This window comes from Pseudomonas schmalbachii (assembly GCF_017589465.1).
GTDB lineage: Bacteria > Pseudomonadota > Gammaproteobacteria > Pseudomonadales > Pseudomonadaceae > Pseudomonas > Pseudomonas schmalbachii.
In genome coordinates this window covers 175,410-197,762 of record NZ_JAELYA010000003.1, presented here as the reverse complement: position 1 = coordinate 197,762, position 22,353 = coordinate 175,410, and the positions used below count along the sequence as shown (strand labels likewise).

Below are 22,353 nucleotides of genomic sequence, written 5' to 3'. Positions count from 1 at the left end.
AGGAGCGAGCTCTGCTCGCGAAGCTTTTGCAGGGCCGATGTTCGCGAGCAGAGCTTGCTCCTACAAAAAATCACCATCGGCGGCAAGACAGTTTTTTATCGTTCCCACGCTCCTGCGTGGCGAATGCAGCCCTCGACGCTCCTGCGTCGAAAAGGGACGCGGGAGCTTCCCCGGATGGGTTCCCACGCGGGAGCGGGGGAACCATGAAATGCCCGCGAATCCCCAAATGAAAACGCCCCGCAATGCGGGGCGTTTTCATTCGTTGCCTCAGGCCGGCTGGTGGCGGCGGCGGAACAGCGGTTGCGGCTGCGCCACGGAGGTCTGGTAGACCTCGCTGAAGTCGTCGAAGCTGGCCAGCGCGGCATGCGGGTCGCGGTCGGCGCGGATGGCGAAGGCGTCGAAGCCGCAGCTGTGCATGAAGAACAGCTGGTCGCGCAGCACGTCGCCGATGGCGCGCACTTCGCCCTTGTAGCCGAAGCGTTCGCGCAGCAGGCGTGCGCTGCTGAAGCCGCGGCCATCGGTGAAGGCGGGGAAGTTCACGGCGATCACCTGGAACTTGTTCAGGTCGCCGGCGATGGCTTCCGGCTCTTCGTCGGCGTCCAGCCAGACGCCCAGGCCGCCGTCGCGGCCGCGCAGGGCGGGGCCGTGTTCGAGCCACAGGGCCAGCGGGATGATCACGTCGTCGCAGTTCGGCACGCTTTCCAGGGGCGCGTCCTTGGGCAACAGGTGCCAGCGGTCGTCGACGACCTCGCGGTTCTTAATGATTCGCTGCATATACGCGCTCCTTGAACGGGTCGATGCCGATGCGGCGGAAGGTATCCAGGAAGGCCTCGTCTTCGCTGCGTTGCTCGACGTAGACCTTGATGATCTTCTCGATCACGTCGGCCATCTGATCCTGGGCGAACGACGGGCCGAGGATCTGCGCCAGGCTGGCGTCGCGCGCGGAGCTGCCGCCGAGGGATACCTGGTAGAACTCCTCGCCCTTCTTGTCCACGCCGAGGATGCCGATGTGGCCGACGTGGTGGTGGCCGCAGGCGTTCATGCAACCGGAGATGTTCAGGTCGATTTCGCCGATGTCGAACAGGTAGTCGAGGTCATCGAAGCGACGCTGGATGGCTTCGGCCACCGGGATCGACTTGGCGTTGGCCAGGGAGCAGAAGTCACCGCCCGGGCAGCAGATGATGTCGGTCAGCAGGCCGACGTTCGGCGTGGCGAAGCCGTTCTCGCGCAGTTCGCCCCAGAGGGTGAACAGCTGCGACTGCTCGACGTCGGCGAGGATGATGTTCTGCTCGTGGCTGTTGCGCACTTCGCCGAAGCTGTAGCGGTCGGCCAGGTCGGCGACGGTATCCAGCTGCTTGTCGGTGAGGTCGCCCGGCGCCACGCCGGTGGGCTTCAGCGACAGGGTCACGGCGACGTAGCCGGGTTTCTTGTGGGCGAAGGTGTTGCGCGCGCGCCAGCGGGCGAAGCCGGGGTGTTCGGCATCGAGGGCGGCGAGGGCGGCATCCTGGTCTTCCAGGGCCTTGTAGGCCGGGTCGACGAAGTGCGCGGCGACGCGCTGGACTTCCTCGGCGGTCAGGGTGCTCGGGCCGTCCTTCAGGTTCGCCCATTCGGCGTTGACGCGCTCGGCGAAGACTTCCGGAGTCAGCGCCTTGACCAGGATCTTGATGCGCGCCTTGTACTTGTTGTCGCGACGGCCATAGCGGTTGTACACGCGCAGGATGGCGTCGAGATAGCCCAGCAGGTGCTGCCAGGGCAGGAATTCGTTGATGAAGCTGCCGACGATCGGGGTACGGCCGAGGCCGCCACCGACGGCGACGCGGAAGCCCAGCTCGCCAGCGGCGTTCTTCACGGCTTCCAGGCCGATGTCATGCACTTCGATGGCAGCGCGGTCGCTCGCGGCGCCGTTGACGGCGATCTTGAACTTGCGTGGCAGGTGGGCGAATTCCGGGTGGAAGGTCGACCACTGGCGGATGATCTCGCACCACGGACGCGGGTCGACGACTTCGTCACGGGCGATGCCGGCGAACTGGTCGGTGGTGGTGTTGCGGATGCAGTTGCCGCTGGTCTGGATCGCGTGCATCTGCACGGTGGCCAGTTCGGCGAGGATTTCCGGTACGTCTTCCAGCTCCGGCCAGTTGAACTGCACGTTCTGCCGGGTGCTGATGTGCGCGTAGCCCTTGTCGTAGTCGCGGGCGATCTGCGCCAGCTTGCGCACCTGGCGCGAGGACAGCAGGCCATAGGGCACGGCGATACGCAGCATCGGTGCGTAGCGCTGGATGTACAGGCCATTCTGCAGGCGCAGCGGGCGGAATTCCTCGCCGGTCAGTTCGCCTGCCAGGTAACGGCGGGTCTGGTCGCGGAACTGCTTGACGCGGTCCTCTACGATCCGTTGATCGTATTCGTCGTATACGTACATGGATGATCCTGTTGTCAGGCTGTTGCAGCGCGCACGGCTACGCGCTCCACGCGGAGTGGGGCGCAAGATACCAGTAAGGGAATATGCGTAAAAGTGATGTTTGAGTATATGGCGAGAACTTAAAGTTCTAAGTCCCCGCCACTAAATGAACGAGTCTGTCGAATCCTGCCGGATTGCCGCCGATGAATGACCGATCCGGCGCTGATCGTGGGCGGAACCGTCCCGATGAGCGGGCGCGTCAGGCGTCCCGGTCGTGTGCAGTATCCGCCAGTTGCCCGGTATCGACACGGACGAAGACCGAGTCGCCCACCGCGGTCAGCACTTCGCCGGCGTAGATCTCGCAGATCACCCGCGTCTTGCGGCCCACCTCGCCATCGACCCGCGCACGCAGGGTCAGCGGCACGCCCATGGGAGTGGGCTTGATGTACTTCACGCCAAGGCTGCCGGTCACGCACTCGATGCGCGGCTGGCTGCCGGGTTCGCGGCCTTCGGCGCGGTAGTGGTAGGCCATGGCGGTCCAGTTCGAGTGGCAATCGACCAGCATGGCGATCAGCCCGCCGTAGACCAGGTCGGGCCAGCCGGTGTACTTGGCTTCCGGCAGGTGCTCGGCCATGACGTGGATGCCGTCTTCGTGCCAGTAGCTCTTGATGTGCAGCCCGTGCGGGTTGCGGCCGCCACATCCGTAGCAGACGCCTTCCGGCGCGGCAGCGTCCTGTAGAGAAACGATTTCCATTGCCTGACCTTCGTTCGCGGAGAAAAGGCGAGACTAGCGTTTTTGCCTCGGGAATTGAAACCACGCTGCCTTGAGGGGCGTGCGCGGCTGGTCTTTACTGCTGGTGTGGTCCGACAACAAGCACAACAGGGGGGAACCATGAGCGAACAATCCAGCAACGATCGCGACAGCGTGGTCGACGCGCGCGCGGCATTCATCCTGATCCTTCTGGTGGTAGCCACCGCCGTTTTCTGGGTCAGCCACCAGTAGGAAAACCCGAGCCCCGCAAGGGGCTCTTCAGTTATATCCCGCTCAGCTTCAGCACCAGTTGCACCACGCCATAGAGCACCAGCACGAAGATTGCCGTGAACAGCAGTCCCAGGCCGATGAAGTGACTGGGCTTGCCATGGCTGAAGTCGCGCGCGCGGTTCTTCCCGCTCTGCACACCGAACGCCGCGGCCAGCACGCTTTGCAGCATCTGCCAGAAGGTTGGCGGTTTGTTCTGGGGATCGTCGTTCATTGTCGCCACTCGTTTCTCCTTCTCTTAATGGTCTCTGATTTCCATTGTAGGAGCGGGCCATGCCCGCGAAAATCCGTGCCGCGTCATTTCGCGGGCATGGCCCGCTCCTACAGGTGACGCTACGTAGGGTGGAAAACGGCGAAGCGGATGGCCGCCCCGCCTTTCCACCATCAAGCGCGGCGCGGCGGTGGACAAGCTTCGCGTTGTCCACCCTACAAAAAGACCCTCGGTCGCAAGACAGTTGCTCCTACAGTTCGATCTGCGTCCACTGCCGCTTCTGCCACATTACCGCGAAGATCAGCGAGGCCACGCCGCGCTGGATGATCTGCATGCTCCAGATCGCCAGCAGCCCGCCGCCCAGCACCGGTCCTACAAGATAGGCCAGCGGCAGGAAGAACAGCCACTGGTTGCCCAGGCTCACCGCCATCACCGTGCGCGTGGCGCCGGCGCCGAGCAGCGCCTGGGTGAGCACCAGTGCGGTGGCGTCGATGACCATGCCGATGCCGGTGATCATCAGCGGCAGGCGCCCCAGTTCGATCAGCCCGGGATCGCTGATGAACAGCCGCAGGACAGTCTCCGGGAACAGCCAGAACGGCGTGCCGAGCAGCGCCAGCCCGCAGGCGGCGACCTTCACCACATCCCAGCCCCAGCGATGGGCGCTGTCGAAGTCGCCTTCGCCCATGCTCTGGCTGACCAGGGTGGTCGCAGCCATGCCCAGGCCGATGCCCGGCAGGATCAGGAACAGCGCCAGGTTGATCAGCACATGGGCCACTGCCAGTTCGCGGGTGCCGACCTGGCCGATGATCCAGAACAGCAGGGTGATGCCGGCGGCGAAGAAGAACTGCTGCAGCGAGTTGGGCAGCGACAGCCGCAGCATGCTGCGCACTTCGCGCTCACATGGGCGCCGGGAGAGGAAGCCATGCTGGCGGGCGTCGCGCCAGGTGATCGAGGCGTAGGTGAGGGTGCCCAGGTACAGCGCCAGGGTGGTGCCGAATCCGCTGCCCACCGCGCCCATGCGAGGCAGGCTGAACAGGCCGTGGATCAGGCTGTAGCTGATCGCCGCATTGGCCAGGTGCATCACCACCAGCGTGCGCATGTACATGCCGGAGCGACGCGTGCCGTTCCAGTAGCCGCGGAAGGAGAAATTCAGGCCGACCGCCAGCACGGACAGCGCCCGCCACTCGAAGTAGGGGGTGGCGACCGCGAGCACCTCGGGATCGCTGGACAGGCTTTGCACGATGGGACCGGCGAACAGCATGCAGATCAGCGTGATCGGCAGGGACACGCCCAGCGCCACCAGCAGGCCGCAGTTCAACGGCCCGGCCAGCTCGCCCAGCCGCCCCTCGCCGCGCCGCCGCGCAACCAGCGCCTGCACCCCGGCACCGAGCCCCATGACCAGCGAGATGGCGACGAAATTGGCGTAGCTGCCGATGCCCACTCCGGCCAGGGACTTCTCGCCGAGGTGCCCGACCATGGCGGCGTCCACCAGGTTGAGCAGGCTCTGGCTGAGCATCCCGCCGATGATCGGCAAGCCCAGACCGAGGATGTTCTGAAGGCGCTGGCGTTCGAGCATGATTCCCTGCCGCTCGTCACTGGTTTCCGGTGTGTTGTCGCTACGCATCGCAGCAGGCCGGTCGCTGCGCGCTTGCCTTGAGCTTAGCCGACAGCTCGGCGACGGGAATGATCCTGGCTGGGTGAATCGACCGGATGGCCTGGATCAATCACCTGTGGAATTTCCGCTGGCGCGCTTTGTCGGTCGGGAGGTCCATGTGATGTACTCCGCCCGGTCATGAGTCATGAAGTGAGCAGGAAACGATGAGCGCGAAGGTCGACGAGCAGGCGCTGCTTTCGATTCTCAGGGAGCTTCGCATCGACAGCGTGCGGGTCGAGCACCCACCGCTGACGACGATCGAGGCGTTCTACGAGCGAGGGATCGAATTGCCCGACCAGGGCATCAAGAATCTCTTCCTGCGTAATCGCAAGGGCAGTCGCTACTACCTGGTGCTGCTGGGGGAGCGCAAGGAGGCCGACCTGTCGGGCATCGCCGAGCAGATCGGCGAGTCGCGGCTGTCGTTCGCCTCGGTGGAAAAGCTGCAGGAGTACCTGGGTGTCGACCTCGGCGGCGTCACGCCATTCGCCCTGCTGAACGATCCGCAGCACAAGGTGACGGTGCTGATGGACGACGAGATCAGCCAGGACGAACTGCTCGGCTTCCACCCGCTGGTGCTTACCGCCACCCAGTGCATCAGCTACGCGGATTTCATGCGGTTCCTCGGCTACACCGGGCATGCGCCGAGGACGATCAGGGTCTAGGCGCCACGCCCTGCAGGAACAACAGTCTTGCATCCTATGTAACTACGTGGCTGTGCCATAACTCGCGTAGGTTGGTGCTGAACGCAGTGAAGCCCAACGATGGCGATGTTGGGCTTCGCGTTGCTCAGCGCCAACCTACGGTGGGCATCGCTCATGGTTCCCACGCGGGAGCGTCGGAACGATAAGAAGCCTCCAGATCAGGCTACGACCTCGTCCGCCTCTTCCCAATCGAAGAAGTTGTGCCAGCAATCGCTCAGCGGGCCGATCTCGAAGCCCTTGCACCACGGCTGCGCTTCCATCCACTCGCGGGTCTTTTCCCGGTCTTCTTCGGTCAGCGTGCCGACGCCAGCCTGGCAGAGGTATCCGGTGACTTCCGTCTCGTCCGGATTGCCGCCGCCACCGAAGGCCCAGCCCTGGGCTTCGACGAAGTCGATCAGCTTGTCCAGCGCGTCATCGAGGTCGATGGCGGCGCTGTCATAGGTCAGTTCGAAGCTGAAGCCGAACTCCTGGAATTCGGCCAGGCGCAGCTTCTTGCGCAGGCGGCGCTTGCGGGGTTTTTCCATTTGTTCGGGGGTGAGGAATTTCATCGCTATCGCTCCTGCGAATCAGTTGTCGTAGCCGAGGTTCGGCGACAGCCAGCGCTCGGTCACCGACAGGTCCTGGCCCTTGCGCGCCGTGTAGCTTTCCACCTGGTCCCTGTCGATCTTGCCGACGGCGAAGTACTGCGCCTGCGGGTGGGCGAAGTACCAGCCGCTGACGGCGGCGGCGGGGAACATGGCGTAGTGCTCGGTGAGGGTCACGCCGGACTGGCCTTGCGGGTCGAGCAGCTGGAACAGCGTGCCTTTCTCGGTGTGGTCCGGGCAGGCCGGGTAGCCGGGCGCCGGGCGGATGCCGACGTACTGCTCCTTGATCAGCGCCTCGTTGTCGAGGTGCTCGTCCTTCGCGTAGCCCCAGTACTCTTTCCGCACGCGCTCATGCAGCCACTCGGCGCAGGCCTCGGCGAGGCGGTCGGCGAGGGCCTTGACCATGATCGCGTTGTAGTCGTCGCCCTTGGCCTCGTAGGCCTTGGCGACTTCCTCGGCGCCGATGCCGGCGGTGGTAATGAAGCCGCCGACGTAGTCGGTCAGGCCGGTTTCCTTCGGCGCGACGAAGTCGGCGAGGGAGAAGTTCGGCTTGCCGTCCGGCTTGATGGTCTGCTGGCGCAGGTGGTGCAGGCGGGCCAGCTTCTCGCCGTTCTCGCCGTAGACTTCCAGGTCGTCATGCTCGACCTGATTGGCCGGCCAGAAGCCGAAGACCGCGCGGGACTTGATCAGCTTCTCGTCGATAAGCTTGCGCAGCATGGCCTGGGCGTCGTTGAACAGTGCGGTCGCCGCTTCGCCCACCACTTCGTCGGTGAGGATGCGCGGGTACTTGCCGGCCAGGTCCCAGGAGATGAAGAACGGCGTCCAGTCGATGTACTCGGCCAGCACGTTCAGGTCGATGTCTTCCAGCACCTTCACGCCGGTGAAGGAGGGGACCGGCGGCTGATAACCCGCCCAGTCGAATGCCGGCTTGTTCTCCACCGACCTGGCGTAGCTCAGGCGCTCGGTGCGCGCGCTGCGGTTGGCGGTGCGCTCGCGGACTTCGGCGTACTCGGTGCGGGTCTTCTCGATGTAGGCCGGCTTGAGTTCCTTCGACAGCAGGGTGGTCGCCACGCCCACCGCGCGGGAGGCGTCGGTGACGTAGACCACCGCGTCGTTGCTGTACTGCGGGTCGATCTTCACCGCGGTGTGCGCCTTGGAGGTGGTGGCGCCGCCGATCATCAGCGGCAGGTTGAAGCCCTGGCGCTGCATTTCCTTGGCGACGTGGACCATCTCGTCCAGCGACGGCGTGATCAGGCCGGACAGGCCGATGATGTCGCACTTCTCGGCGATGGCGGTCTGCAGGATCTTCTCGCAGGGCACCATCACGCCGAGGTCGACGATGTCGTAGCCATTGCACCCAAGTACGACGCCGACAATGTTCTTGCCGATGTCGTGCACGTCGCCTTTCACGGTCGCCATCAGGATCTTGCCCTTGGCTTCCGGCTTGTCGCCTTTCTCCGCCTCGATGAACGGGATCAGGTGCGCCACCGCCTGCTTCATCACGCGGGCGGATTTAACCACCTGCGGGAGGAACATCTTGCCGGCGCCGAACAGGTCGCCGACCACGTTCATGCCGGACATCAGCGGGCCTTCGATGACCTCGATCGGCCGTGCGCATTTCTGCCGGCACTCCTCGGTGTCCTCGACGATATAGGTGGTGATGCCCTTGACCAGCGCGTGCTCCAGGCGCTTCTCGACGCTATGGCTGCGCCATTCCTCGTCCTCGGCTTCCTTGACCGCGCCGCCGCCCTTGTAGTTGTCGGCGATGGCGAGCAGGGCCTCGGTGGCGTCCGGGCTGCGGTTGAGCACCACGTCCTCGACCTTGTCGCGCAGCTCCTTCGGGATCTCGTCGTAGATCTCCAACTGGCCGGCGTTGACGATGCCCATCGTCAGGCCGTTCCTGATCGCGTAGTAGAGGAATACCGAGTGGATCGCCTCGCGCACCGGGTTGTTGCCGCGGAACGAGAACGACACGTTCGACACCCCGCCCGAGGTCAGTGCGTGGGGGAGGTTGTCGCGGATATAGGCGCAGGCGTTGATGAAGTCGACCGCGTAGTTGTTGTGTTCCTCGATGCCGGTGGCGACGGCGAAGATGTTCGGGTCGAAGATGATGTCTTCCGGCGGGAAGCCCACTTCGTTGACCAGAATGTCGTAGGAGCGCTGGCAGATTTCTTCCTTGCGCGCCTGGGTGTCGGCCTGGCCGGCTTCGTCGAAGGCCATCACCACCACGGCGGCGCCGTAGCGCTTGCACAGGCGGGCGTGGTGCTTGAACTGCTCGACGCCTTCCTTCATGGAGATCGAGTTGACGATGCCCTTGCCCTGGATGCATTTCAGGCCCGCTTCGATCACTTCCCACTTGGAGGAGTCGATCATGATCGGCACGCGGGAGATATCCGGCTCGGAGGCGATCAGGTTGAGGAAGGTGACCATGGCCGCCTTCGAATCCAGCATGCCTTCGTCCATGTTGATGTCGATCACCTGGGCGCCGGCTTCCACCTGCTGCTGGGCGACTTCCAGGGCTTCCGCGTAGTTCTCTTCGCGGATCAGCCGGGCGAACTTCGCCGAGCCGGTGATGTTGGTGCGCTCGCCGACGTTCACGAACAGCGAGCTGCGGTCGATGGTGAACGGCTCCAGGCCGGACAGGCGGCAGGCCTTGGGAATCTCCGGAATGACGCGCGGCGGGTATTTGGCGACGGCCTTGGCGATGGCTTCGATGTGCGGCGGGGTGGTGCCGCAGCAGCCGCCGATGATGTTCAGGAAGCCCGATGCGGCGAATTCCTCGACCACTTCGGCCATCTGTGCCGGGGTCTCGTCGTACTCGCCGAAGGCGTTCGGCAGGCCGGCGTTGGGGTGGGCGGAGACGTGGGTCCCGGCCTTGGTCGCCAGTTCTTCCAGATACGGGCGCAGTTCCTTGGCGCCGAGGGCGCAGTTCAGGCCCACGGAGATCGGATTGGCGTGGCGGATCGAGTTCCAGAACGCCTCGGTGGTCTGGCCGGACAGGGTGCGGCCGGAGGCGTCGGTGATGGTGCCGGAGATCATGATCGGCAGCTCGAAGCCGACTTCCTCGAACACGCCCTGCACGGCGAAGATCGCTGCCTTGGCGTTGAGGGTGTCGAAGATGGTTTCGATCAGGATCAGGTCGGACCCGCCCTCGATCAGGCCGCGGGTGGCTTCGCTGTAGTTCTCCACCAGCTCGTCGAAGGTGACGTTGCGGAAACCGGGGTCGTTGACGTCCGGGGAGATCGAGCAGGTGCGGCTGGTCGGGCCGATCACGCCGGCGACGAAACGCGGCTTGGCCGGGTTCTCGGCGGTCTTGGCGTCGGCCACTTCACGGGCCAGGCGCGCGCCTTCGACGTTCAGTTCGTACGCCAGTTCTTCCATGCCGTAGTCGGCCTGGGAGACGCGGGTGGCGTTGAAGGTGTTGGTTTCCAGGATGTCCGCGCCGGCGTCGAGGTAGGCCTTCTCGATGGCCTGGATCACGTCCGGCCGGCTGAGCAGCAGCAGGTCGTTGTTGCCCTTCACGTCGCTCGGCCAGTCGGCGAAGCGCGCCCCGCGGTAGTCCTCTTCCTGCAGCTTGTAGCTCTGGATCATGGTACCCATGCCACCATCGAGGATCAGGATGCGTTCCTTCAGGGCTTGCTGGAGTAATTGCTGGCGGACGGCACGGTCGGACATGGGAACTACCTGGAATTTGGCGTTTTAAGAATGGCGCTGATCATAGCAAACCTGCATGGTTTTTTAGCGGTCAGGCGGTTTTCATGAATTTCATTCATGTTGTTTGGCGCGCCGGCTTTTCATGGCGTGCGGCGATGGGGCTAGAATCAGCCTTTCATGCTGTCTGGAGATTTTCATGCGAGTGCGCGCTGCCGCTGCGATGTCTGCTGTTTTCATGCTGTTCGCTGCATCTTCCGCGGCTCGCGAAATCTCCTACAGCAAGGATGTGCAGCCGATCTTCACCGAGAAGTGCGTGGCCTGCCATGCCTGCTACGACTCGCCCTGCCAGCTCAACCTGAGCGCCGCCGAAGGCTCCCAGCGCGGGGCGAACAAGCTGCCGGTGTACGACGGTACGCGGACCCAGGCGCAGGAAACCACCCGGCTGTTCCTCGATGCCCATGGTGCCGATGCCTGGCGACGCAAGGAGTTCTGGTCGGTTCTGGACGGCCGTGGCAGCCAGGCGGCGCTGCTGGCACGAATGATCGACCTGGGCCACGCGCATCCACTGGAGCCCAACGCGAAGATCCCAGCGGACCTGGATATCTCCATCAACCGCGCCAACCAGTGCCCGACGCCGGACAGCATCGACGAGTTCGTGCAGAAGAATCCGCGCGCCGGCATGCCGTTCGCCGTAACCGGCCTTACCGAGCAGGAGACGGACACGCTGAAGACCTGGCTGGCCCAAGGCGCGCCGGTGGACGAGCAGCCGCTGCAGCCGGGCGCCGGCGAGTTCCGCCAGATAGCCGAGTGGGAAGCCTTCCTCAACCAGCCCGGCGCGCGCGAATCGCTGGTGTCGCGCTGGCTGTACGAGCACCTGTTCCTTGCGCACCTGTACTTCGCCGAGCAGGGCGAGCGGGGGCATTTCTTCCAACTGGTGCGTTCGCGCACGCCCAGCGGCCAGCCGATCGACCCGATCGCCACCCGGCGGCCGAACGACGATCCCGGCAGCTCCTTCTACTATCGCCTGTGGCCGATCCAGGGCGTGATCGTGCACAAGACCCACATCACCTATCCGCTCAGCCCGGCGAAGCTGGAGCATACCCGCCAGTTGTTCTTCGGCAGTGCGTGGGAGGCCGACAAGGTGCCGGGCTACGGTCTGCAACACCGCGCCAACCCGTTCGAGACCTTCGCCGCGATCCCGCCACGAGCGCGTTACCAGTTCATGCTGGACAACGCCGAGTACTTCGTCCGCACCTTCATTCGCGGGCCGGTCTGTCGCGGGCAGATCGCCACCGATGTGATTCGCGACAACTTCTGGGTGTTCTTCCAGGACCCGCAGCACGACCTTTACATCGCCGACCCCGACTATCGCCGCCAGGTCACGCCGCTGCTGGCGCTGCCCGGACAGATCGACGACGTGAGCAAGATGCTCGGCCAGTGGACCTACTACCGCGACAAGCGCAACCGGTACGAGGAGCTGCGCCTGGACGCCTACGAGGAGGCGCCGGCGCCGACCTGGGCGGATATCTGGAGCGGCAACGACAACGCGCTACTGAGCATCTTCCGCCAGTACGACAGCGCCTCGGTGCGCAAGGGCCTGATCGGCGGCGTGCCGCAGACCCTGTGGTGGATGGATTACCCGCTGCTGGAGCGCACCTACTACGGGCTGGTGGTCAACTTCGACGTCTACGGCAATGTTTCCCACCAGGCGCAGACCCGCCTGTACTTCGACCTGATCCGCAACGGCGCCGAGCAGAACTTCCTCCGCCTGATGCCCGTGGCCGCGCGCCAGCCGCTGCTGGACGACTGGTACCAGAGCAGCGGCAAGCTGAAGATGTGGGTGGATTACCAGAAACTCGACAACGATGCGCCGAGCGGGCTGTTCCTGCCGGAGGAGGGCGCGAAGGAGGCTTTCGCATCGCAGCTGCTCAGCCGTTATGCAAACCTCAATGCGCGTCCCGACCCGATCAACCTGTGCCAGGACGGTAATTGCTACCGGCCGAATGTGGCGCCGCCGCTGCAGGCTGCCGAGCAGGTCTTCAGCCGCCTGGTCAGCCGGCCGGCGGCGGGGCTGGAAGTCATCGAGTTCTTCCCCGAGGCGACCGTGCTGCGCGTCGAACTGCCCGGCGGCAAGCGCGAGCTCTATACGGCTCTGCGCAACCGCGCGCACAGCAACGTGGCCTTCATGGCCGGCGAGTCGCTGCGCTACCAGCCGGGCCTGGACAGCCTGACCATCTATCCCGGAGTGCTGTCCAGCTACCCGAACTTCATGTTCGACCTGAAGGCCGATGAGGCGGGCGAGTTCGTTTCCGCGCTGGAGCAGGTGAAGAGCCAGGCCGACTTCGACAGGGTGGTGGAGCGCTGGGGCATCCGTCGCAGCCATCCGCAGTTCTGGGCCTACTTCCACGACCTGGATGCCTACCTGCGCGAAACCGAGCCGGTGGAGGCGGGCGTGCTCGACATGAACCGCTACGAGAACCTCTGATTTGCACCGTAGGGCGGGTGCAACCCGCCACAGTTGCCGGCCGCGAGCGATGGCGGGTTTCACCCGCCCTACAAACAGCATCCCCATCCTACGGTTGTCCGGAGCGGCGGCTGCTTCACCTGAGAACTATTCCTACCAATTTACTAGGCCTTTATCCGAGGTAGCCGAATGGCGTAAACTGGCGCCACGTTTGCGAGGAGTTGCCATGAGCGCCATCACCATTACCGAAGCTGCCCAGGACTATCTGGCCGAGCTGCTGGCCAAGCAGGATACCCCTGGCATTGGCATTCGCGTCTTCATCACCCAGCCGGGCACCCAGTACGCGGAAACCTGCATCGCCTACTGCAAGCCGGGCGAGCAGAAGTCGGAAGACACCCCGGTCGGCCTGAAGGATTTCACCGCCTGGATCGACGGCATCAGCGAGCCGTTCCTGGAAGACGCCGTGGTCGATTACGCGACCGACCGCATGGGCGGCCAGTTGACCATCAAGGCGCCGAACGCCAAGGTGCCGATGGTCAACGAGGACAGCCCGATCACCGAGCGCATCAACTACTACCTGCAGACCGAGATCAACCCGGGTCTGGCCAGCCACGGCGGTCAGGTCAGCCTGGTCGACGTGGTCGAAGACGGCATCGCGGTGCTGCGTTTCGGCGGTGGTTGCCAGGGCTGTGGCGCGGTCGAACTGACCCTCAAGGATGGCGTCGAGAAGACCCTGATCGAGCGCATTCCGGAGCTGAAAGGCGTGCGTGACGTCACCGACCATAGCAACAAGGAAAACGCCTACTACTAAGGCGCGCTCCACGAGAAAGGCGACCCGAGGGTCGCCTTTTTTCATGCCTGCGGAATGGCCGTCAGGCGCCCTGGTAGCCGATCGGCTTGAGCACCCGCCTGGTCGAAGCGGGATTGCGCACCAGGGCATCGCCGGTGCGGCGCGGCCGGGCCAGCAGTTCGCCGCCGCAGTTCGGGCAGCGTCCGCTCAGCAGGGTGGTGGCGCAGTCCCGGCAGAAAGTGCATTCGAACGAGCAGATCAGTGCGTCGGGGCTGTCGCCCGGCAGGTCACGATCGCAGCATTCGCAGTTCGGGCGTAGTTCCAGCATCGCGGGCTCCTTGCATCGTTGCGGATCGTTTCAGTCTAGCCCCGGAAACGACAAGCCCGGCGCGCGGCCGGGCTTGGCTGGAACGGACAACGATCAATCCGGCATGTGCCAGTCCTGCAGCTGGTACCCCTCGCGGTTCAGCTCGTCGCGCGCCTGGGCCAGCAGGCCGGCGAGTCGTTCCGGGTCCGAGTAGGCGGCGCGGGGGATGCGGGTCAGCCCCAGCAGGCGGGTTCCGGTGCGATCCACGACGGACAGGTCGAGGCTGCTGTCGCCGGCCTCATCCACCCAGGTGATGCAGTTGAAGGGTTGAAAGGCTCGTCCGGTGATCAGCAGAGCCTCGTTGAAACGTAGGGTATCGTTCATGGGGTGTGTCTCTCTGCGGTTGTCCATTACTGAAGACTGGCGTGGCGCCAAAGTGTTCGTTCACGCAATTGATGTTTTCAGAACCGAAGAAAGTCACAACGTTCGTCGCTTTCCTGCATCGACGTGTCGCAACGGTATCAATCGGGGGTTGGCGGAAACAGCAGCCGAGCCGGCTATGCTCTTCGACAACTCCGTCCGGGCGCAGGAAAATGGCCCGTTCTGACAGGCGCGAAGGAGCGGTCATGGACATTCGTTGCGATTTCGACAGCGGCAACATCCAGGTCATCGATGCCGGCAACCCGCAGCAGGTGCTGCTGGCGCTGCGGCCGGACCTGAGCAGTGCGCATTTCCAGTGGTTCCACTTTCGCGTGGATGGCCTGCAGGTCGGGCAGGGTTACGGCTTCAGCCTGACCAACGCGGCCCAGTCCAGCTACACCGGCGGCTGGCCCGGCTACCGGGCGGTGGCGTCCTATGACCAGAAGGACTGGTTCCGCGTGCCGACCCGCTACGACGAGGCGGGCCTGCATTTCACCCTCGATGCGCAGCAGCCGCAGGTCTGGTTCGCCTACTTCGAACCCTACAGCCGTGCCCGCCATGACGCGCTGATCGCCCAGGCTATCGACAAGGCCGGCGCCGAATTGCTGGCCTGCGGCAAGAGCGTGCAGGGGCGCGATATCCCGCTGCTGCGCATCAGCCGCAATCCGGCAGCATCACGGCGTATCTGGCTGATCGCCCAGCAGCACCCCGGCGAGCACATGGCCGAGTGGTTCATGGAAGGGCTGATCGAGCGCCTGCAGGCCAGGGGCGATGCCGAGCTGGACCATCTGCTGGCGCATGCCGACCTGTACCTGGTGCCGAACATGAATCCCGATGGTGCCTTCGCCGGCAACCTGCGCACCAACGCCGCCGGCAAGGACCTCAACCGCGCCTGGCAGGCGCCTAGCGCCGAGGAAAGCCCGGAAGTGCTGTTCGTCCAGCAGCAGATGCAGCGCAGCGGCGTCGACCTGTTCCTCGACATCCACGGCGACGAGGAAATCCCCTACGTGTTCGCCGCCGGCTGCGAGGGCAATCCCGGTTTCACGCCGCGTCTTGAACGCCTGGAAAGCGAATTCCGCCAGCGCCTGGAAGCCCGTGGCGAGTTCCAGAGCGTGCATGGCTATCCGAAGGACGAACCGGGGCAGGCCAACCTGACGCTGGCCTGCAATTTCGTCGGCCAGACCTACGACTGCCTGTCGCTGACCCTGGAGATGCCGTTCAAGGACCACGACCTCGCGCCCGACCCGCGCACGGGCTGGAATGGCGCGCGCTCGAAACGACTGGCCGGCGCCGTGCTGTCGACCCTGTCGAGCATGGTGGAAACATTGCGCTGAGCGCGGGAGGTTGCCCGCCACATGAAGGTTGGTGGGCTGAATCGGAGGGAGGTAAATACCCCATCATAACGGCGATTCGGCCCGCATCCACCATGGTTTCGGAATATTCCGCAGGATCGTGAAAATTCACCGGTTTTTCCTTGAATTTTCACATTGCCGGGCGAGTCTAATCGTTAGGGATGCCGCTAACGGAGGTGGACATGACCCGTCGTCGCAAACCCTTGACCCCGCAAACCATCGACGAACTCCAGGGACGTAGCGGTCCGATGGAGGACCTGGATTTCCAGGAACGTCGCGAAGTGAAGAAGTCCCGCAATAGCCATCAAGCCCGCTAGGGTCTGTACGAAAAGTCGCCGAGCGAAGGTCAGGCGAGGCAAAAACCGGTGAGGAAGCGGAGTTTACGAGCTGTAAATGAGCATTCCGAACCGGTTTTTAACGAAGCATCACCGAGCGCAGGCACTTTTCGTGCAGAACCTAGCCAAGGCAACGCCTGCCGTCGGCGAAGTACGCCACGGTGGGCGATTGGCGGAGCCAATGAGATGGTGGTTTCAGATTGAGATAATCATTTTGTCATGAGACAAAAGTCTCATTAGATTCTTCGACATGTCCCATGCCCTGTCGGAGGGTCTGACCATGGCGATGTCACGCGAGGAAATGGACCGCAGGATCGACGAACACTTCCGCTTCGAAGCCGAAGACAACGTCGAAGGTGTATTGGCCACGCTGGCGCTGGATGTCGAGCACGACATCGTCGGCAATCCCGACGGCCCGACCCACGGACGCGAATCCGCGCGTCCCTTCTACCAGAACCTTTTCGCCGATCTCTCCGAAGGCCGGGTGGAAACCCTGCGGCGCTACTACGGTGAGGATTTCCTCGTCGACGAATCCATGTGGTTCGGCCAGGCGCCGGGCAGGCCGTTCGGCGTGGAGGGCAGGGGGCGGCCGCTGCAGTTCCGCCTGTTGCACGTCGTCGAGTTCGCCGGGAATGGCGACATCCACCGCGAGAACGTGTGGGTCGACCTTGCCGCCATCCTTCAGCAACTACCCCAGGACTGACCTCGTGGACGCGCTCAAATCCACCCGCCCGAACCAGAAGCTCAGGACCCGCAAGGACCTGCTGCAGGCCGCCAGCCGCCTGCTGCGCCAGGGCCGCAATCCCAGCCTGGAGGAAATCGCCGAAGAGGCGATGGTTTCGCGGGCGACTGCCTATCGCTATTTCCCGGGCGTCGAGGCCTTGCTGCTGGAAGCTTCGCTGGATGTCGCCGTGCCGGATGTCAGGAGCCTGTTCGCCGGCACGCCGACGGATGATCCGCTGGCGCGGCTGGATCGCCTTGAGGAAGCCTTCCACGAGATGACCCGCAGCAACGAGCTGCAGTTGCGGCTGATGCTGATGAATGCCCTGCGCCAGGGCGCGAGCGGCGAGCAGGATGGCGCCACGCCGATACGGCAGAACCGTCGCAGCACGCTGATCGACGCGGCCCTGGCGCCGACCCGCACGCAATTCCGCCCGGAGGCGCTGGACCGGCTGCGCAAGGCCCTGGCGCTGCTCTACGGCACCGAGGCGATGCTGGTGTTCAAGGACGTCCTGCAGCTGGATGACGCCGAGGCGCGAGAGGTGACGCGCTGGGCCATCCACGCGCTGGTCGAGGCGGCGCGCAGGGAACGCTGACGGCGACGCGAATGTCCGTCGCACTTTTCGCGGGCATGGCCCGCTCCTACAGGAGTTTGCCTTGGCGCCGGGCCATCTGTAGGAGCAACTGTCTTGCCGACTGCGGCCGTGGTGATGGGTATCGCTTCGCTCAACCCATCCTACGACGGCGTTTTTCCTGCGCCTCGTAGGAGCGGGCCATGCCCGCGAAAAGGCTTTCGAATGGGATTGGCGCTACTGACTCGGCTGGCAGGCCTTGCCTTCGTACTGGTGGCGCTGTAGCACATATTGACGGCCATCCCAGCGTTCGACCGGGAAGCAGAAGCCCGGGCCGCCCACCTCGATATCCGGCCAGCCGCCGACGCCCTTGGTGCTCAGGAAATTGGGCATCCCGGTGCCGCTGGTGATCAGCTTCCAGCTGCCGTTGGCCTGCTGGCTGACCACGCTGTAGCCGGCTCCGGTGTGGCCGTAGCAGTAGGTCCCGCCTTCGGTGATGACCGCTTCGATGCGGCCGTCGCCATTCAGGTCGAGTACCTGTTCGATGGCTCCGGGCGTGTACGAGGTGGTGCCGGGGTCCTCGCAGGCGCTCTGCCATTGCTTGCCTTTCAGATTGAATCCCGCGGCCTTGAACGCCGCGGCCTGGTCGGTGGGTGACAGCTGCGCCGCGGTAGCGATTGCCGGTGCGGCGAGCAGGGCCGTGCTTGCGTAGATGAGCCAGATGATCGGTTTCATTGAGCGTTCCTCCCCATACCTTCTGGAGTAAAGCCCACGGGAGCCGGTCGACATCGGCTCTTTCGCATTTCGCTGGTCGTGTTTGCGATAATCGCCCGGTGGATCGATAATCGGTCAGCCGCATTGCAGCCCAGGCCAGGACAACCACCATGACCGATGAAACCCGAGTCAGCCCGCCACCACTGGCGCCGCCCATCATCGCCTCGCCGGCGAAGCGCATCGAAGCCTTCACCGGCGACCCGAACTTCATGACGTCGCTGGCGCGCGGCCTGGCGGTGATCCACGCCTTCCAGGAGCGCAAGCGCCACCTGACCATCGCCCAGATCAGCCATCGCACCGAGATTCCTCGCGCGGCGGTGCGCCGTTGCCTGCATACGCTGATCAAGCTGGGCTACGTGACCACCGACGGGCGCACCTATTCGCTGCTGCCCAAGGTGCTGACCCTCGGCCACGCCTACCTGTCCTCGACGCCGCTGGCAGTCACTGCGCAGCCGATCCTCGACCGCCTCAGCGAACAGCTGCGTGAGGCCTGTTCGATGGCGACGCTGGAAGGCGACGAGATCCTCTACATCGCCCGCTCGGCCACGCCGCAACGCCTGATTTCCGTGGACCTCAGCGTCGGCAGCCGGCTGCCGGCCTACTGCACCTCGATGGGCCGCATCCTGCTCGCCGCGCTGGACGACGCGGCGCTGGACGAGTACCTGGAACACGCCGACCTGCAGGTGAAGACCAGCCGCACCCTGCACACCCCGGACGCGCTGCGCGCCAACCTGGAGGAAGTCCGCCGGCAGGGCTGGGTGATCGTCGATCAGGAACTGGAAGTCGGCCTGCGTTCCCTCGCCGTGCCGCTGAAGGATTCCGCCGGCCAGGTGCTGGCAGCGCTCAACGTCGGCACCCATGTTGGCCGCGTTTCCCGCCAGGAACTGGAGACACGCTTCCTGCCGGTCCTGCTGGAAGCCAGCCGGGAGCTGAGCACCCGGCTGTTCCACTGACGCGCGTTCAGTCCGCCCCATTACGCTGCAGCCGATAGGTGCTCACCGCCTCGTACACGGCCTTGCGCAGGCGGTTGATGCCGCCGATGGGGCGGTGCTCCGGCAGTGCATGCCAGGGGTTGAAGGAGAGGTTGTCGCAGAACAGGTTCTGCTCGCGACTATCGAAATCCTGCGCGGGGATGCGCAGTAGGGCCACGGTTTCGAACGGCGCGTCGTCTTCGCTCCATTCGACGCTGGTGTCCTCGATGGGCATGTACCTACCCGGGTCCTGCCGCTGTATCTGCAGGGCGAAGCAGGCGGGCACGCGGTCCACGGAAAGCTGCTGGTAGAGGGCGTTGCGCAGGAAGTTGGGCAGGTCGCGGTTCTGCTCCGGCAACTGGTACCCAGGGCAGTTCTGCGGATCGGGAACGACGCGGTACTTGATGTTCGCCGGGCCCAGCTTGAATGGCGCGATGGAGTTGTAGCCGATCTGCAGCGGGCTGTCCGGCGCCGGGGCGAGGGTGCGCAGGGCGATGAGCAGGTGGCGGATTTCCCAGCTGTCCGGCTTCCAGCTCGGGAAGAAGGCGCCGATCTTCTGCCCGCTGGCCTGGGCGGCGAAGTTCTGCCGGTATTCGGCGACATCGCGGACGAAGAACACCGGTTGGTTGAACATGACGAAGTCCTGCTCGCCATCGTGGCCGCGGCCGGGCATCAGCTTGGCGCCGGGCACGTCGAGCAGCTTGATCGCCATGCCGCGGGCGTCGCGGGCGCTGTCGAACTGCGGGTAGGCGTTGCCGTTGGACAGGCGCACCCAGGCATTCCAGGCCTTGCCCGGCTCGGCGAACACGCCCTGGCGCAGCGCCGGATCGAGGTCGGCGCGTACCGTCAGTTCCGCTTTCAGACAGCCATGAGCCTTGGCATGGGCGTCGCGTAGCACGCGGGTGTTATCGCGGTGCTGTTCGACGATGCGGATGGCGTCGGCGATGATCGCCTGGGTCATCTGAGCCTCACCGGGCGGAACCTGCTCCTCGGCGGACACTGGACCGGAAAACTTCCAGGCGTAGTAGAGGCTGCCGAAACCCCAGCCGAGCAGGCCGATGGTGACCAGCAAGAGAAGCAGTCGGCCGAGCCATTTGCCGATGAACAGCCAGATTGCCTTGAGCATTGCGTGGGTTCCTTTCCGGGGAAAACGGCTGGGGTGAGCCAACCGCGTAGGAGCAACTGTCCATGCTTCGCCGCGGGGCTACCCCCTCACCCTAACCCTCTCCCTCAAGGGAGAGGGGACTATCCAGAGTTGCCGGTTGGCACGGCATTCATCTCGACGCCAATCTGCTCCCTCTCCCTTCGGGAGAGGGTTGGGGTGAGGGGATCGCAACGCCGACGCATCCGTAGGTGCCATGCCCGCGAATCGCGCGCATGACGCGTCCAGTACATGGTCATTCGCACTTCGGGCCGGGGCGCCAGGGCTGGGTTGGCACGTCCTGCAGACGGCTTTCGTAGTCCGGGTTGCCGAGCACCTTCAGGTATTCCACCAGCGCCCAGCGTTCCTCGGGGCTGAGAGCGCGGCCGATCACGCCGTCCTTGCGGCAGCCGTCGCGGAACTCGTGGCCACGGTTGCTGTTGCCGGTGACGGAAGTCTTGTAGAGGAAGCCGCCGGGGAAGCGTTCGGTGCGGTAGCCGGCGAATTTCGGGTCGTACTCGAAGGTGCCGACGTAGAACTGGCTGTCGCGCTCGGCCACCGGCGAGAGCAGCTGGAACAGGTTGGGCACCGAACCGTTGTGCAGGTACGGCGGGGTGGCCCAGATGCCGTCCAGCGGACGGGCCTTGTAGGCGCGCAGTTCCTGCACGCCGATGGGCAGGCCGTAGCCGTTCATGCGCTGCTGTTCCGCCTCGCCGATGCCGGCGTCGCGGTAGGCGCGGCCTTCGACGAAGGAGGTGACATAGGCCAGGCCCTTGGCGGCGGAAACCTTGCCCAGATCGATCTGCCCGGCATCGCTGCCGACCAGTTGCACGTTCATCCGCTTCAGCTCGGCGGTATCCCACTGCAGCGCGCGCAGGTCGTACTGGTGGGCGGCGATGTTGTCGGCGGTGGTCGGGTCGGTGCCGACTTCGCTGACCGGCACCAGCTTCATCCGCCATTCCGGTACGCGCCCTTCGGCGAGATAGCCATCGGTGCCCGGCGCCTTCACATGCGGGCCGTGGCAATACACGCAATTGGCCTGGAACAGCGCGCGGCCGAGGGATGCGCGCTGCAGGTCGATCTCGCCGAACAGCTCGGCGGGCCAGGTCGGCGGCTTGAGCTGCTTGAGGGTTTCTTCGAGGGTGTAGAGGTCGCGCAGGCGCACGCTGGAGGCATAGCGCTCGTCGCCCAGCACCGGCTGGCCGTCGCTGCCGAACATGCGCAGGGTGGCGCCCACGCCGAGGGCCTCGCCGATGTTGCGCGCCATGGGTTGCATGGCCGAGCCGTTCCACTGCACCCAGTCGAATTTCCAGATGTCCCAGACCTGCGGGTAGCTCACCGGGGCGTTGGCCACGCGGTAGTTGGCCGGGTCGATGCCGTCGCCGAACACGCTGTTGGCGATGCGCCCGAAGGCGTCGGCGCGGCCGGGGCCTTCGAGGGTCGGGTAGAGGCCGCGATGGGTGTCGTTCCAGGCGGTGCCCATCAGCTTGCCGAGCAGGTTGCGCACGTCGCGGCGCAGGGCGGACTTGCCTTTCGGATAGCGGCTGCCGAGCACCTCCCTGGCGAAGCGGTCGAACTTCCACGGCACGTAGTAGGTGGCGGCGAGACTGGCGCCGAGCGCCTGGCCGAAGGCGCCGCCGCGCAGGGTGGGCACGGTGGAGGCGATGGAGTGCATGGCCGCGCCGCCGTCGATGCGCAGCGCCTGGTTGCGGTAGCGCAGCTCGCCGGTGTGGCAGGCCGAGCAGGTGATGTCGAGATACCAGGCGCCGCTCTCGCCGTCCTGATGGCGGGCGAAGCCGACCGGCAGGTTGCCGGGGTTGCGCGGGTCGGGTGCGCGCTCCGCAACCGGCTTGAGCTGCACGGGATCGATCAGGAAACCGAAGCGCGCGAGATTGGCCGGGCTGGCGAACTTCTCGGCGGAGAAGGGCTGTTCGAGGGCGGTGAACCACTCGTAGCGCAGTCCCTTAACCTGGGTGCCCTGGGGCGTGTAGTAGTAGGTCTGGCGGGCCTGCTCGTCCCATTGCGGGAGCAGGTGGAGTTGTTCCGGTGGGCTGTAGTCCGGCAGGTCGGGGTGGGCGGTGTACCAAGCGATGACACCGACCGACACCAGAGCCAGCAGCAGGATGGCAAGCAGGACACGTCCGATGATGCGCATCGAAACTTCCTTGTTCATGGCGGAAACCATCGACCGTTATGCCAACCACAGGGGCGGTTGGCAAGATGATGTCATCCGCTCGATGAGCTGATCGTGATGAAGGCGCCCGGACGG

General features: G+C 64.8%; 20 protein-coding genes. 8 read left to right on the top strand and 12 right to left on the bottom strand.

Going from position 1 to position 22,353, the window contains the following annotated elements:
- Positions 1-267: 267 nt before the first annotated feature.
- The 5 genes from JFY56_RS09780 to JFY56_RS09760 all read right to left on the bottom strand — a co-directional run bounded on the left by JFY56_RS09780 (position 268) and on the right by JFY56_RS09760 (position 5,269).
- Positions 268-774 carry a DUF934 domain-containing protein gene (locus JFY56_RS09780; RefSeq protein WP_208313465.1) on the bottom strand — a complete coding sequence of 169 codons (507 nt, stop codon included), beginning with the start codon at positions 772-774 and terminating at the stop codon, positions 268-270.
- Complete coding sequence (locus JFY56_RS09775; RefSeq protein WP_208313464.1) at positions 758-2,416, bottom strand: nitrite/sulfite reductase; 1,659 nt, start codon at positions 2,414-2,416, stop codon at positions 758-760. The genes JFY56_RS09780 and JFY56_RS09775 overlap by 17 nt, the downstream gene beginning before the upstream one ends.
- Before the next feature lie 238 nt (positions 2,417-2,654).
- Complete coding sequence (locus tag JFY56_RS09770) at positions 2,655-3,149, bottom strand: PaaI family thioesterase (RefSeq protein WP_208313463.1); 495 nt, start codon at positions 3,147-3,149, stop codon at positions 2,655-2,657.
- A 280-nt stretch (positions 3,150-3,429) separates the two neighbouring features.
- Positions 3,430-3,648, bottom strand: a complete 219-nt coding sequence (locus tag JFY56_RS09765; RefSeq protein WP_208313462.1) for a DUF2970 domain-containing protein — start codon at positions 3,646-3,648, stop codon at positions 3,430-3,432.
- Between the two features lie 247 nt (positions 3,649-3,895).
- The gene (locus tag JFY56_RS09760) at positions 3,896-5,269 is read right to left on the bottom strand and encodes an MATE family efflux transporter (protein ID WP_236032523.1); all 1,374 of its coding nucleotides are present in this window, start codon (positions 5,267-5,269) and stop codon (positions 3,896-3,898) included.
- A 194-nt stretch (positions 5,270-5,463) separates the two neighbouring features.
- Between JFY56_RS09760 and JFY56_RS09755 the strand changes: the two genes are divergently transcribed.
- Positions 5,464-5,961: a prolyl-tRNA synthetase associated domain-containing protein gene (locus JFY56_RS09755; protein WP_208313461.1), complete on the top strand. Its 498-nt coding sequence runs from the start codon at positions 5,464-5,466 to the stop codon at positions 5,959-5,961.
- Positions 5,962-6,158: 197 nt separating this feature from the next.
- Here the strand turns inward: JFY56_RS09755 and JFY56_RS09750 are convergent, their stop codons facing one another.
- Entirely contained in the window at positions 6,159-6,548 is a 390-nt protein-coding gene (locus JFY56_RS09750; protein ID WP_208313460.1) for a 50S ribosome-binding protein YggL, read from the bottom strand.
- A gap of 18 nt (positions 6,549-6,566) precedes the next feature.
- Entirely contained in the window at positions 6,567-10,259 is a 3,693-nt protein-coding gene (gene metH, locus JFY56_RS09745) for a methionine synthase (RefSeq protein ID WP_208313459.1), read from the bottom strand.
- A 175-nt stretch (positions 10,260-10,434) separates the two neighbouring features.
- On the opposite strand from metH, the gene JFY56_RS09740 reads away from it, so the two are divergent.
- Positions 10,435-12,723 (top strand): fatty acid cis/trans isomerase, encoded by a 2,289-nt coding sequence (locus JFY56_RS09740; protein ID WP_208313458.1) that lies wholly within the window; start codon positions 10,435-10,437, stop codon positions 12,721-12,723.
- 205 nt (positions 12,724-12,928) lie between these two features.
- Positions 12,929-13,513 carry a Fe-S biogenesis protein NfuA gene (gene nfuA / locus JFY56_RS09735; RefSeq protein WP_208313457.1) on the top strand — a complete coding sequence of 195 codons (585 nt, stop codon included), beginning with the start codon at positions 12,929-12,931 and terminating at the stop codon, positions 13,511-13,513.
- Positions 13,514-13,574: 61 nt separating this feature from the next.
- On the opposite strand, the gene JFY56_RS09730 is transcribed toward nfuA, so the two are convergent.
- Both JFY56_RS09730 and JFY56_RS09725 read right to left on the bottom strand, forming a co-directional pair.
- Positions 13,575-13,820 (bottom strand): DUF1272 domain-containing protein, encoded by a 246-nt coding sequence (locus JFY56_RS09730; RefSeq protein WP_208313456.1) that lies wholly within the window; start codon positions 13,818-13,820, stop codon positions 13,575-13,577.
- A 93-nt stretch (positions 13,821-13,913) separates the two neighbouring features.
- Complete coding sequence (locus tag JFY56_RS09725; protein WP_208313455.1) at positions 13,914-14,183, bottom strand: hypothetical protein; 270 nt, start codon at positions 14,181-14,183, stop codon at positions 13,914-13,916.
- A 242-nt stretch (positions 14,184-14,425) separates the two neighbouring features.
- Here JFY56_RS09725 and JFY56_RS09720 point away from each other — a divergent pair, with 242 nt between their 5' ends.
- The 4 genes from JFY56_RS09720 to JFY56_RS09710 all read left to right on the top strand — a co-directional run bounded on the left by JFY56_RS09720 (position 14,426) and on the right by JFY56_RS09710 (position 17,222).
- Positions 14,426-15,553, top strand: coding sequence for a M14 family metallopeptidase (locus JFY56_RS09720; RefSeq protein WP_208313454.1), 1,128 nt, complete (start codon positions 14,426-14,428; stop codon positions 15,551-15,553).
- A 200-nt stretch (positions 15,554-15,753) separates the two neighbouring features.
- Positions 15,754-15,888 carry a hypothetical protein gene (locus JFY56_RS24515; RefSeq protein WP_268968854.1) on the top strand — a complete coding sequence of 45 codons (135 nt, stop codon included), beginning with the start codon at positions 15,754-15,756 and terminating at the stop codon, positions 15,886-15,888.
- A 268-nt stretch (positions 15,889-16,156) separates the two neighbouring features.
- Positions 16,157-16,609, top strand: a complete 453-nt coding sequence (locus tag JFY56_RS09715; RefSeq protein ID WP_208313453.1) for an ester cyclase — start codon at positions 16,157-16,159, stop codon at positions 16,607-16,609.
- 4 nt (positions 16,610-16,613) lie between these two features.
- On the top strand, positions 16,614-17,222 hold the full coding sequence (locus JFY56_RS09710) for a TetR/AcrR family transcriptional regulator (protein WP_208313452.1): 609 nt from the start codon (positions 16,614-16,616) through the stop codon (positions 17,220-17,222).
- A 213-nt stretch (positions 17,223-17,435) separates the two neighbouring features.
- On the opposite strand, the gene JFY56_RS09705 is transcribed toward JFY56_RS09710, so the two are convergent.
- Positions 17,436-17,933, bottom strand: a complete 498-nt coding sequence (locus JFY56_RS09705) for a hypothetical protein (RefSeq protein ID WP_208313451.1) — start codon at positions 17,931-17,933, stop codon at positions 17,436-17,438.
- Positions 17,934-18,082: 149 nt separating this feature from the next.
- Here JFY56_RS09705 and JFY56_RS09700 point away from each other — a divergent pair, with 149 nt between their 5' ends.
- Positions 18,083-18,925: an IclR family transcriptional regulator domain-containing protein gene (locus tag JFY56_RS09700; protein WP_208313450.1), complete on the top strand. Its 843-nt coding sequence runs from the start codon at positions 18,083-18,085 to the stop codon at positions 18,923-18,925.
- Between the two features lie 7 nt (positions 18,926-18,932).
- Here JFY56_RS09700 and JFY56_RS09695 read toward each other — a convergent pair whose 3' ends face one another.
- Both JFY56_RS09695 and JFY56_RS09690 read right to left on the bottom strand, forming a co-directional pair.
- Positions 18,933-20,069, bottom strand: a complete 1,137-nt coding sequence (locus JFY56_RS09695) for a catalase family protein (protein ID WP_208313449.1) — start codon at positions 20,067-20,069, stop codon at positions 18,933-18,935.
- A gap of 271 nt (positions 20,070-20,340) precedes the next feature.
- On the bottom strand, positions 20,341-22,239 hold the full coding sequence (locus JFY56_RS09690; protein ID WP_208313448.1) for a di-heme-cytochrome C peroxidase: 1,899 nt from the start codon (positions 22,237-22,239) through the stop codon (positions 20,341-20,343).
- Between the last annotated feature and the right edge of the window lie 114 nt (positions 22,240-22,353).